Below are 12,382 nucleotides of genomic sequence, written 5' to 3'. Positions count from 1 at the left end.
AAGATTAGCTTGGCGTGTTTTGATTTTTCCACAAAATATCTGTGCCGCCAGCAGCGCGATTTAGTACGCGTGCCAAGACAAATAATAAATCGGAGAGTCGATTAACATATTGACGTGGTGCATCGTGAATCGGCTCATCCCATCCTAGCTTCACAATTGAACGCTCTGCTCGCCGACAAACTGTTCGACAAACGTGGGCTTGTGCAGCTGCGCGCGTTCCTCCAGGCAAAATAAATTCGGTTAGTGGCGGTAAGCTAGCGTTGTACTGTTTTAACCAAATGTCGAGTTGCTCAACCTGCTCAGCCTTTAATAAGGTGTAATTGGGTATACATAATTCACCTCCCAAATCGAATAAATCATGCTGGATCCGTAAAAATAAAGCGAGCATTTCAGTGGCAATCGCGGGGGGCAATGTCTCAGTCATCAGGACCCCAATTTCTGAGTTCAACTCATCGACATCACCCATTGCACAAATTCGATTGTGGTCTTTATCGACCCTACTACCATCGCCTAATCCGGTGGTCCCTGCGTCGCCTGTGCGAGTAGCTATTTTTGAAAGTCGATTACCCATACCTGATTATAAGTAAATGGCTAAAATAGTCCGATGAACGCAATTAATCCACTTGCTGAAGAACTTGCCATTACCGTGCGCCAAGCAGAGCTAGTGGCCGCGCTCAAGCCAATCCTCGCTGAAGATCAACTCCTGTGGCTCCCCGAAGATACTATTCCCTATGAGTGTGATGGCTTGGCAGCCTATCGCCGAATGCCTTTAGCGGTGGCTTTACCTCAAACTGAAGCTCAAGTCATTGCCATTCTCAAGGTCTGTCATCAATTGCAGGTGCCAATTGTGCCGCGGGGTTCTGGTACCGGACTCTCTGGTGGGGCCATGCCAATTGCCCAAGGTTTAGTACTTTCTCTGAGTAAGTTAAAAAAAATATTGGCAATTGACCCTTTCTCTCGAACTGCTACTGTTCAACCTGGCGTGCGTAATTTAGCAATTTCCGAGGCCGTGGCTCATCTCAACTTATATTACGCTCCCGATCCGTCTTCGCAAATTGCTTGCTCAATTGGCGGTAATGTTAGTGAAAATTCGGGTGGTGTCCATTGCCTAAAATATGGTCTGACACTACAAAACGTTTTACGCATACGAGTGGTTTTAATGAATGGCGAGGTGGTTGAATTTGGTGGCTTAGCACCGGACGTACCTGGTCTTGATTTATTAGCGATCTTGATTGGTAGCGAAGGGATGCTGGGAATCGTGACTGAGGTCACTGTAAAACTCGTACCCAAACCGCAGCTTGCCAGAGTCATTATGGCTAGCTTTGCCGATATTGAAAAAGGTGGTAATGCCGTAGCCGCTATTATCGCCGCAGGCATTATTCCTGCTGGTTTAGAGATGATGGACAAAGCCACTACGCGTGCGGTTGAAGAATTTGTTCATGCCGGATACGACCTTAATGCTGAAGCTATTTTGCTGTGCGAATCTGACGGTACGCCTGAAGAAGTCGGCGAAGAAATTGCCCGCATGGTTGCAGTCTTAGAAAGTGCTGGAGCAAGCCGCATTCAGGTTTCAGAAAATGAAACTGAACGGCTGCGCTTTTGGAGTGGCAGAAAAAATGCCTTCCCAGCTGCTGGCCGAATCGCTGCCGACTATTACTGCATGGATGGCACTATTCCCCGTCGCCATATTGCTACCCTATTACGCCGCATCAAAGCAATGGAAGTGAAATATCGCTTAGGTTGCTTAAATGTTTTTCATGCAGGCGATGGCAATATGCACCCGCTGATTTTGTTTAATGGCGCTGATATTGAGGAATGGCATCGCGCTGAAGAATTTGGTACTGATATCCTAGAAGCTTGCGTTGAACTAGGTGGAACCATCACTGGCGAACATGGTGTTGGCATCGAAAAAATTAATTCAATGTGCGTGCAATTTGGCGAAGCTGAGCGCGAGATGTTTTGGGGGGTTAAAGCCGCCTTTGATCCCGACCTATTATTAAACCCCGATAAAGGCATCCCGACACTAAATCGTTGTGCTGAATATGGACGCATGCGTATTAGCGGCGGAATTCTACCCCACCCAGAGTTGGAGCGCTTTTAATGTCAGCTGCAGTTGCAGATAGCAGCCTTATGCAAAATAGTGTCAACGCATTTCGCGAGCAAATTCTTGCTGCCAAAAAAAATCAAACGCCTCTTTCTATTGAGGGAGGCGCGACCAAAAATTGGTACGGTAATCCGAATAACTACCCCAAGTTGAGTACCACCACTTATCAGGGAATTCTGGATTATCAGCCTGAAGAATTAGTGATTACTGCTTGCGCTGGTACTCCTTTGCAAGAAATTGAACTGGCTTTAGCAGAGCGTAATCAGGTCTTGGCTTTTGAACCACCGCACTTTGGTGACAAGGCCACCTTTGGCGGTGCAATTGCCGCTGGTTTGGCAGGGCCCGCTCGAATTAGCGCTGGAAATTTAAGAGATTATGTACTTGGCGTACGCTTAATGGATGGGCGCGGTGAAGACCTTAGCTTTGGCGGTAAAGTGATGAAGAATGTTGCCGGCTATGACATTTCCCGTTTACTGCCTGGTTCTCTTGGTACCTTGGCTTTATTACTCGAAGCCTCGGTAAAGGTATTGCCCAAGCCGGCTGCAAGCCTTACATTGCGCGCTATGATTTCGCAAGCACAAGCACTTAAGCGACTGAATGAGTGGGCTGGACAGCCTCTACCGCTTTCAGCGAGCGCCTGGATTGGTGCGAGTAATGTGCAACATGAGGGTGAGTTAAGCATTCGTTTAGCGGGAGCCCATGCCGCAGTAAGTTCTGCCAGCGCAATGATCACCTCTGCCATTGGTGCCAGCGAAGTTCCCCCAGCTGTTGCGACGCAATTTTGGCAAGACTTGCGTGAACAAGATTTACCGTGTTTCAACATAGCAGATCCAGAGCAAGTACTCTATCGCTTAGCCTTACCTGCTGCTTGTCCTCCTTTACAGTTTCCAGAAAGTAAATTGAATTCGTTAGTCCTCGAATGGCATGGTCAAGAACGTTGGTGGCAAGGCCCGAGTGATCCAGCTTGTTTCGCAGTACTTAAAAAATTAGCTTTGACACAGGGTGGACATGCAAGCCAATTTAAGGTCAGTAACGCCTCTACCGTAAATTCGCAACGCTTTACACTATTAAGCGAAAACCCACTAACTGTTGGGCTAGCAACAGTTCAACAGCACTTACGCCAAGCCTTCGATCCAGCGGGCATTTTTGCCACTGGTCGCATGGCTTAAGGCCAGCCAAATGCATACCGAACTAGCTCCTCATTTAGCAAGTACAACTGCGGGCATTGAAGCCGCCAAACTTTTGGCCCAATGCGTTCATTGTGGATTTTGTGGTGCCACTTGTCCAACCTATCAACTACTTGGTGATGAATTAGATAGTCCTCGTGGGCGAATTTATCTCATTAAACAGATGGCTGAGGGTAGTGCACCAACCGAAAAAACCCGTTTGCATTTAGATCGATGTCTTACTTGTCTGAGTTGCGAAACGACCTGCCCAAGTGGAGTTCAATACGGTAATTTATTGGATATCGGTCGCCAATGGGCAGAAACTGAAACCCCGCCGCGGCCTTTCAAAGAGCGAGTGACGCGCTGGTTATTACGCGAGGTATTGACGCGTCCCTGGCTCTTTAATTCAGCAATCAATTTAGGGCGAATCTTTCGTCCACTGATGCCCTTAGAGCTTAAAAGAAAAATTCCTGCCCTCAAAAGTCCACTTGATCAGTTTGGTATATCTCAACAAATTGATCCTCATGCTCGTCCCATCACTCAGCCACTTCGTCATGCGCGCACTATGCTCGTCTTAGAGGGCTGTGTGCAACCAGCCATGTTGCCTAATATTAATTCCGCAACTGCCCGCGTACTCGATGCCGTTGGTATTAACTTAGTTAGCGCTACCAAAGCTGGATGTTGCGGAGCGTTGCGCCATCACCTGAATCATCAAGAAGGTGGCTTAGCAGATGCGCGTCGCAATATTGATGCTTGGTGGCCCTATGTAATGGGCCTGGAACCCAGCCTCAATGGCAAACCTATCGAAGCCATTGTGATGACCGCATCTGGGTGTGGCGCCATGGTTAGCGACTATGGTCACTTGTTACGCGGCGATCCGCAGTATGCCGACAAAGCCAAAACTATTTCTAAATTATGCAAAGATCTCTCTGAAGTTTTGCCGGCTTTTGCTCCGCAATTAGAAGGCTTAATAGGTAGCGATAAAAAGCCTGGGGTTGTGTACCACCCGCCTTGCACGCTTCAGCATGGTCAGCAAATTCGCCTCAATATCGAACGCTTATTATCTAGTCTGGGTGTGCAAGTTGCTTTATGCGCAGATAGCCATCTGTGTTGCGGTTCGGCAGGCACCTATTCAATTTTGCAGCCCGAGTTATCAGCACAATTACGTCAGCAAAAATTAGTCAATCTCAATACGGCTTGCGCAGAAAGCGGGGCAAAAGTCATTGTTTCCGCCAACGTCGGTTGCATTACGCATTTACAACAAGAATCAAATCCTGTGGTGCATTGGGTTGAAATTGTAGACCAACTGATTCAGGCAAAAAATTCTTCCCGTCAATGAGCTCGATTGCGCAGCGGCTTGAAATTATCCATCAGCGCATCAGCGAAGCTGCTGCAGCAGCAGGTCGCTTACCAAGCAATATCAACTTACTAGCTGTCAGTAAAACTGTACCTGTGGCCCTTATCCGTGAGGCTTTTGCTGCTGGGCAACACGCTTTTGGCGAAAATTATGCGCAAGAAGCGAGCGAAAAAATTATTGCACTTGCCGACCTGAGACAAAATTTAGAATGGCATTTTATTGGCCCCCTACAGAGTAATAAAACCAAAGAAGTAGCAAACTTGTTTGACTGGGTACATAGTATTGATCGTCCCAAGATTGCGCAGCGACTTTCAGCGCAAAGACTGAATGAGCCCCAATTGCAACCTCTACAGGTCTGTGTACAAGTTAATCTTAGCGGCGAAACTACTAAAGGCGGTGTAGCGCCCCATGAAGTTGCTGAACTCTGTGACTTAGTAGCTCAACTTCCAGCCATTTGCCTTCGGGGCCTCATGACAATTCCGGCTCCTAGCGCAAATCCAGTGATACAGGCGAGAGCTTGCGCCCAATTACGGCAATGTTTTACCGAGTTAGCGACCGCGCGCCTTGGTAATCTTGCTTATGCCCATTTCGATACTCTCTCCATGGGCATGTCAGATGATTTAGAGGCCGCCATCACTGAGGGCAGCACCCTAGTGCGCATTGGCACTGCCATTTTTGGCCAGCGCAATTAGCGCTAGAATTAAAGCTTAATGACAAATTCTGCTAAACCATTGCACCCTAATATGCGTATCACTTTTATTGGTGGTGGTAATATGGGACGCGCACTTATTAGTGGCCTACTCCAACATGGTTTTCTAGCCCAGCAAATTCAAGTGGTTGATGCGTATGCACCAACGCGTGAAAAACTCCACGCAGATTTTCAGCTGACCACACTCGAGAGCGCCGCAGATGTTTTACTCGAAACTAATGCAGATCATATTCTGGTATTAGCAGTTAAACCTCAGGATTTCAAAACGGCCGCCTTTAGCTTACAGCCTATCTTAAAAAAGCACAGTGCTGCTTTGGTCCTTAGTATTGCTGCGGGTATTCGTTTAGCTGATATGTCAAAATGGTTAGTGCATCCCTTATGTATTCGGGCGATGCCTAATACACCGGCCTTAATTGGCCAAGGTATCACTGCGCTATTTGCTACGAGTGCGGTCAATACGAAGGGGCGGGAAAGGGTTGAACTCATTTGTAATGCGGTTGGTCAAAGCCTTTGGCTGAGCGACGAAGGCCTAATGGATGCGGTAACAGCTCTATCCGGCAGTGGTCCGGCCTATGTCTTCGCTTTTCTCGAAGCCCTGCAGGCTGGCGGAGAAAAGCTCGGTTTAAGCAGTGCAATTGCCCGTCAATTGGCTTATGCCACTTTATCTGGCGCAACTGCATTAGCACAACAGTCGAGCGATTCAGCTGCCACTCTGCGCAATAAGGTGACATCTAAAGGCGGCACTACGGCGGCAGCACTTGCAGTGTTAGAAAATCAACAATGGCAAACTATTTTAGAAAAGGCGCTAGAGGCGGCCGCTAAAAGAGGCAAAGAATTGGGTGATGAATTAAGCCAATAAACCAGCAACAATGCCTAAAAATAAACAAGCACCAAGCCAATTATTGTGCCGAAAGGCTGCAAAACAATGCTGTCTTTCGCGGCTGGAAACTAAACGCAACTCATAAATCGCGCAAGCTAAAGCAGCTAGCCAGCCAAGATAAAAATAGGCACTTAACTGCGCTAAGTGCGCAACCCAAAGCTGGGCTATTAGCAAGACTGCATAACTAAAGCCGATGGCCTTTACTTCAAACCGGCCAAAGGTAATGGCCGAAGTGCGTAAGCCTAAACGAAGATCATCCTCACGATCTACCATTGCATAAGCAGTGTCATAGGCAATAGCCCAAAAAACATTTCCCACTAATAAAATCCAGGCCTCAATGGGCACTTGGTTTTGTACAGCCGCATAGGCCATCGGAATCCCAAAACCAAAAGCAATTCCCAGTACAGCCTGTGGAATCGCAAAAAAACGTTTAGTAAAGGGATAGATAATTGCCACTAATAAAGCCAACACCGAGAGTAATTTAGTTAGCGTATTGAGGGGTTGAATTAATATAAACGCTGCGACGGCTAATCCAGCCGCCAGAAATAGGGTTTCGGCCGCGCCAATTTTTCCACTAGTTAAAGGGCGCTCACGGGTGCGCTCAACATGCCGATCAAAATCACGATCAGCAAAATCATTCATGGCGCAACCTGCGCTGCGCATTAGTCCGGTACCGAGAACAAAAATCAATAATAAATCCCACTTTGGCCAACCGCCGCTAGCTAAAAAGAGTGCCCACAAAGTGGGCCATAAAAGCAACAAAATACCAACTGGCTTATCTAAGCGTATCAGTTGTATATAGGCTTTTAAGCGGGACAAAATTAGATTGCCCTCACTCCAGGTAACTCACAAGCTTGAATAGTCTGCGCCAAAATTTTCATGAGCGCGACGCGCGGATAGCTTTTGCGCCACACCAAGCTTACTCGCCTAGTGGGAATAGGTGCGGCAAAAGGTAAATAACGAATGAGGCCTTCTTGGGTTTTAGGATCAGTTACGGAAGTGCGTGGTAAGACGGTTATACCAATACCCCCCGCAACCATTTGCCGAATTGTCTCGAGCGACGAGCCTTCAAAATTGCGCTGCTCGCCATCCATTGAATTTCCGCCAAAGCGATTCAACTCAGGACAAACGCCGAGCACATGATCGCGAAAACAATGCCCCGCCCCCAAGAGTAAGGTATTTTGTTCTTTCAATTCTTCATGACCGATCTCTGCTAACTGCTCCCAAGGATGGCCTTTGGGAATCGCCACTAAAAAAGGTTCGTCGTACAAATCAATACTATCTAACCCTACACTGGGAAAAGGGTCAGCTAAGACTGCACAATCTAAATTACCTTGACGCAGCATTTCCAACAATCGCACCGTAAAGTTTTCTTCTAAGAATAAAGGTGCGTGGGGCAAAGTTTCCCGCGCTACGCGCACTAAACTCGGCAACAAATAAGGTCCAATGGTATAAATCGCGCCCAAGCGAACTGGGCCCGCCAAAGGATCTTGGCCATGCTTCGCAAGATGCTTCAAGGCCTTCGCCTCCTCCAAGACCCGTTGTGCTTGTTGCACAATGAGCGCCCCATTTGCAGTTAAAGCAACTTCCGCGCTAGTGCGTTCAAAAATTTGTGAACCTAATTCTTCTTCTAATTTTTTAATTGCCACCGAAAGAGTAGGTTGAGAAACATGGCATGCTTCGGCAGCACGTCCAAAGTGCCGTTCGCGGGCTACGGCAACGATATAGCGGAGTTCAGTAAGGGTCATAGAGCAATTATCAAGCTTTTAAAAATTCCGCGCGGGCCCCAAGCCAGCGCTGTAATTGTTGGTCAACTAGCTCGGGATGTTCCTGCAAAATACGCATTGCCGCAAGTTGAGCTAACTCTACCAGCCAAGCATCACGCTGCAAATCAACAAAGCGTAACATGCCATCACCCGATTGCTTGGCGCCCAACAGTTCTCCAGGTCCACGAAGCGACAAGTCACGTTCCGCAATCACAAAGCCATCAGCCACTTCGCGCAGTGTTTGTAAGCGCTCCTTAGCTGCCAGCGAAAGCGGCTCAGCGTACATTAATAAACACACTGAATCTGCCGAGCCTCGCCCGACTCGCCCCCGTAATTGATGAATTTGGGCATAGCCGAACCGCTCTGCATGTTCAATCACCATCAGCGCGGCATTAGGTACATCTACACCGACTTCAATCACCGTCGTGGCAACTAATAACTGAATTTGATTATCCTTAAAAGCGGCCATCACCGCCGCCTTCTCCGCGCTCTTTAGGCGACCATGTACCAGGCCAATTTTAAATTGCGGTAATGCATGGGTTAATTGGGTATAGCTTTCTTCCGCAGTTTGCAGTTGCAGCACCTCTGACTCTTCGATTAAAGGGCACACCCAATACGCCTGCTGCCCTTTTTGTAACCAGTCCTGTAAGCCAGTGATGACCTCGGAGCGACGACTCGATTTAATCAACTTAGTAGTAATAGGCTTTCTTCCAGGGGGTAATTCATCGATGACCGAAACATCTAAATCGGCATAGTAGGTCATCGCTAAGGTGCGGGGAATCGGTGTCGCAGACATCATCAATTGATGACAATAAACAGTCTCGGCACCTACTCGCTGTTGAATTTCAAGCCGCTGACGCACACCAAAACGGTGTTGTTCATCAATCACTGCTAACCCCAAGTTGGCAAAATGCACCGCATCTTGAATTAAGGCGTGGGTCCCAACAATTAATTGGGCTGCCCCACTGTCAATTTTAGCTTGAGCTATTTTTTTTTCTTTAGCTTTTAAGCTACCCGCTAACCAAGTAATTTCAATCCCTAATGGTTCAAACCATTCGCGCATTTTTAAATAATGTTGCTCTGCCAAAATTTCTGTCGGTGCCATGACCGTGGCCTGAAAACCCTGATCGATGGCGCGCGCTGCAGCTAAGGCAGCAACAATAGTTTTGCCACTACCCACATCACCTTGCAATAAGCGATTCATTGGAAAGGGTTGCGCTAAATCGGTTTGAATTTCAGCCCAAACGCGCTGCTGGGCTTGGGTGAGCTTGAACGGTAAAACTGCGAGCAACTGTTGCTCAAGTGATTGATCTTTTGTTTTCTTCCCTGACGGCTTAGGCTCTGCTAGCAATTGTGGGGCACGGCGCTGCCGACGTAAGGCATGCGCACGTTTTAAAGAAATTTGTTGCGCCAGTAATTCTTCAAACTGAACTCGTCGCCAAGCGGGATGAGTGCGCTCTAATAAGGCTTGTGTATCAGCATCGGCAGGCGGTTGATGCAAATAATGAATGGCCTGCATCAATGCGTACCAATCGTTACCTGGTAATAACTCTGCCATGAATTTAGCTGGTAATAAATCAGCCAAGAAGGTGTGCATGGTGGGATGAGTTAAGGCTTGCGCTACCGCTTTGCGAATGACCGTTTGACTTACACCTGCGGCCGCCGGATAGACGGGGGTTAAGCTTTTAGGCAAAGGTGCATCCGCTGCGACTACTTTTACAGTGGGATGAACCATTTCAGACCCTAAATGCCCATCGCGAATTTCACCCCGGACGCGCACATGAGCGCCGACTGCCATTTGCTTTTGTTGGCTAGGATAAAAATTAAGCCAGCGTAGATGCAATCGACCAGTCTCGTCCTCAATGGTTACGAGCAGCTGCCGCCGAGGACGATAAACGACTTGGCATGCAACCACCGTTCCCTGAGTCTGTACCGAGCTAAAACGGCCCCGCTCTAGCGCCTCGGCAATAGACCACAGCTCTGTCTCGTCTTCATACCGCGCTGGCAGGTGCAATACCAGTGCAATTGGGCTATCAAGGCCCATTTTTATCAGATTAGGTGGCAGGGTAAGCTTAGTCATGGTTAGAATCCAATCTCCGATGGTAACGCTATGCACCTTGCTGATTTCAATTACGACCTACCACCCGAACTAATTGCCCAATTTCCGCTTGCGGAACGGTCAGATAGCCGGTTGCTTGAGGTAATTACTGCGCCTGATGGGCAAACTCGCCTCCTGGATCGCCAATTCCGCGATTTAATTGCGCTGATCGAACCAGGAGACCTCCTCATCCTGAATGACACCCGCGTGATTCCAGCACGTATTTATGGCCACAAGTCTAGTGGGGGCAAAATTGAACTTCTAATCGAGCGCATCACCGGTGAAAATACCGCATTAGTTCAAATTCGGGCTTCAAAAAATCCCCCCGTTAACTCACGCTTAATTTTGCACCCACTACTAGATGGGCCAGCATCTCAAACCATTGAGGTAGTCGTGAGCGCGCACGCTGCACCCTTTTATGAAATTCAATTTCCCGCAAATGTTTTTCATTTATTACCGCAATTTGGCGAGCCACCTTTACCTCCTTACATCACGCATCGCCCTGATAAAGTCGATGTTGAGCGTTATCAAACTGTGGTGGCAAAAAATCCAGGCGCCGTCGCGGCCCCTACGGCGGGTTTGCATTTTGATGAAACTCTACTCAAACGATGCCGAGAAAAAGGAGTGCAAATTAATACGCTCACGCTCCATGTGGGTGCGGGCACATTTTCACCAGTAAGGCAGGAAAATTTAGCGCAACATGTGATGCATGCAGAATATTATTCCATTTCACCTGAAATCATTACCCAAATCAAGCATACCCATGCGCAGGGAAAACGAGTTATCGCAGTAGGTACAACAACTTTGCGTGCCTTAGAAACGTATGCCTTAAATGGGGCCATTAGTGGAGAAACTAAACTCTTCATTACGCCCGGATTTAACTTTGCACTAGTTGATACTCTGATCACGAATTTTCATTTACCCAAATCCACCCTGCTCATGTTAGTAAGTGCATTTGCAGGTCTGAACCCGATTCAAGCAGCGTACCAACACGCCATTGCCCAGCGCTACCGTTTTTTCAGTTATGGTGATGCTATGCTGCTGCACCGTCAAGCCCACCCACCGCTGTAGAACTGGCCTCTCATAACACTCATGCCGCCCATGCAATTTTCTGTCTTAGCCCAAGATTCACAAAGCCACGCGCGCTTAGGCCGCCTTGATCTGCCGCATGGCATTGTGGAAACGCCAATTTTTATGCCAGTAGGTACCTATGGCACGGTCAAGGCCATGACCCCACGAGACTTAACCGAGGTTAAGGCCCAAATTGTGCTCGGTAATACTTTTCATCTGTGGCTACGTCCTGGGCTTGAGGTCATTGCACGCCATGGCGGCCTGCACCGCTTCATGGGTTGGAATAAACCTATTTTGACTGATTCGGGTGGCTTTCAAGTATTTAGCCTCGGAGCACTAAGAAAAATATCGGAAGCGGGCGTGACTTTTTCTTCACCCATTAACGGTGACAAATTATTTATGTCGCCCGAAGTATCAATGGAGATTCAAGCCGTGCTCAATAGTGATATTGCCATGCAGTTTGATGAATGCACTCCTTATGAATGTCAAGGCAAAGCCACTCCCGAGAAAACGGTACGTGACTCACTAGAACTTTCCTTGCGCTGGGGCGAGCGTTCGCTCACGCGATTTCGTGCTTTGAATACTGGCAATGGTCTTTTTGGTATTGTGCAAGGCGGTATGTTTGAAGCCTTACGTGATCTCTCGCTCGCCAGCGTCAGCGAGCAGGGTTTTGACGGTATTGCCATTGGCGGTCTTTCAGTTGGCGAACCAAAGCCGGAGTTTGAACGTATTCTGGCCCATACCGCACCCCAATTACCAAAAAAACTACCGCACTACCTCATGGGTGTAGGCACTCCTGAAGACTTAATGCTTGGCGTAACTCTGGGGATTGACATGTTTGATTGTGTAATGCCAACACGTAATGCGCGCAATGGTTGGCTGTTTACCCGCTTTGGTGATCTCAAATTGCGTAACTCGGGATATAAAGATGATGAACGTCCCGTCGACCCTAGCTGCGGGTGCTATACCTGCCAAAACTTTAGCCGTTCATACTTAAATCACCTCCAAAAAGCGAATGAAATTCTCGGTGCCCAGCTCAACACCATCCATAACCTGGCTTATTACCTACAATTGATGGGGGAAATTCGCTCCGCCCTAGCGCAAGATCGCTTTAGCGCTTATCGTGACGATTTCCGCAGTCAACGCCAGCGAGGGGTTGAGCCTGGCCAAGATTAATGGGCTAGAACCCCGCACAGTTTAGAATTGCGGCTATTCAATCCAAATGGAGGTT

The 12,382-nt window shown here is 48.0% G+C and carries 11 protein-coding genes; 7 read left to right on the top strand and 4 right to left on the bottom strand.

Annotation, left to right across the window (positions count from 1 at the left end):
* Positions 1-4: 4 nt before the first annotated feature.
* A complete protein-coding gene (locus LZT21_RS03425; protein ID WP_233925126.1) occupies positions 5-571 on the bottom strand; it encodes a cob(I)yrinic acid a,c-diamide adenosyltransferase in 567 nt (188 codons plus the stop codon).
* Positions 572-604: 33 nt separating this feature from the next.
* Between LZT21_RS03425 and LZT21_RS03420 the strand changes: the two genes are divergently transcribed.
* From LZT21_RS03420 to proC, 5 genes are read left to right on the top strand one after another with little or no spacing between them, the layout of a single operon-like run.
* On the top strand, positions 605-2,101 hold the full coding sequence (locus LZT21_RS03420; protein WP_233925127.1) for an FAD-linked oxidase C-terminal domain-containing protein: 1,497 nt from the start codon (positions 605-607) through the stop codon (positions 2,099-2,101).
* On the top strand, positions 2,101-3,273 hold the full coding sequence (glcE, locus tag LZT21_RS03415) for a glycolate oxidase subunit GlcE (RefSeq protein WP_370634760.1): 1,173 nt from the start codon (positions 2,101-2,103) through the stop codon (positions 3,271-3,273). The genes LZT21_RS03420 and glcE overlap by 1 nt, the downstream gene beginning before the upstream one ends.
* A 10-nt stretch (positions 3,274-3,283) precedes the next feature.
* Positions 3,284-4,609, top strand: a complete 1,326-nt coding sequence (gene glcF / locus LZT21_RS03410; protein WP_233925128.1) for a glycolate oxidase subunit GlcF — start codon at positions 3,284-3,286, stop codon at positions 4,607-4,609.
* Positions 4,606-5,319 carry a YggS family pyridoxal phosphate-dependent enzyme gene (locus tag LZT21_RS03405; RefSeq protein WP_233989225.1) on the top strand — a complete coding sequence of 238 codons (714 nt, stop codon included), beginning with the start codon at positions 4,606-4,608 and terminating at the stop codon, positions 5,317-5,319. Before glcF ends, LZT21_RS03405 begins: the two co-directional genes overlap by 4 nt.
* A gap of 18 nt (positions 5,320-5,337) precedes the next feature.
* Entirely contained in the window at positions 5,338-6,195 is an 858-nt protein-coding gene (gene proC / locus LZT21_RS03400) for a pyrroline-5-carboxylate reductase (protein ID WP_233925130.1), read from the top strand.
* Here proC and ubiA read toward each other — a convergent pair.
* Genes ubiA through recG form a run of 3 tightly spaced genes read right to left on the bottom strand, consistent with a single transcriptional unit; the run spans position 6,184 to position 10,062 of the window.
* A complete protein-coding gene (gene ubiA, locus LZT21_RS03395) occupies positions 6,184-7,038 on the bottom strand; it encodes a 4-hydroxybenzoate octaprenyltransferase (RefSeq protein WP_233925153.1) in 855 nt (284 codons plus the stop codon). The two genes, proC and ubiA, sit on opposite strands and share 12 nt — an antisense overlap.
* Positions 7,038-7,964: a LysR substrate-binding domain-containing protein gene (locus tag LZT21_RS03390; RefSeq protein ID WP_233989224.1), complete on the bottom strand. Its 927-nt coding sequence runs from the start codon at positions 7,962-7,964 to the stop codon at positions 7,038-7,040. The genes ubiA and LZT21_RS03390 overlap by 1 nt, the downstream gene beginning before the upstream one ends.
* Positions 7,965-7,974: 10 nt before the next feature.
* On the bottom strand, positions 7,975-10,062 hold the full coding sequence (recG, locus tag LZT21_RS03385) for an ATP-dependent DNA helicase RecG (protein WP_233989223.1): 2,088 nt from the start codon (positions 10,060-10,062) through the stop codon (positions 7,975-7,977).
* 30 nt (positions 10,063-10,092) lie between these two features.
* Between recG and queA the strand changes: the two genes are divergently transcribed.
* Complete coding sequence (gene queA, locus LZT21_RS03380) at positions 10,093-11,151, top strand: tRNA preQ1(34) S-adenosylmethionine ribosyltransferase-isomerase QueA (protein WP_233989222.1); 1,059 nt, start codon at positions 10,093-10,095, stop codon at positions 11,149-11,151.
* Between the two features lie 21 nt (positions 11,152-11,172).
* Positions 11,173-12,327, top strand: coding sequence for a tRNA guanosine(34) transglycosylase Tgt (gene tgt, locus LZT21_RS03375; protein WP_233925134.1), 1,155 nt, complete (start codon positions 11,173-11,175; stop codon positions 12,325-12,327).
* Positions 12,328-12,382 lie beyond the last annotated feature (55 nt).

The sequence above is a fragment of the Polynucleobacter sp. IMCC 30228 genome (genome assembly GCF_021395205.1).
Taxonomy (GTDB): domain Bacteria; phylum Pseudomonadota; class Gammaproteobacteria; order Burkholderiales; family Burkholderiaceae; genus Polynucleobacter.
This window is presented reverse-complemented; position numbering and strand designations above follow the sequence as displayed.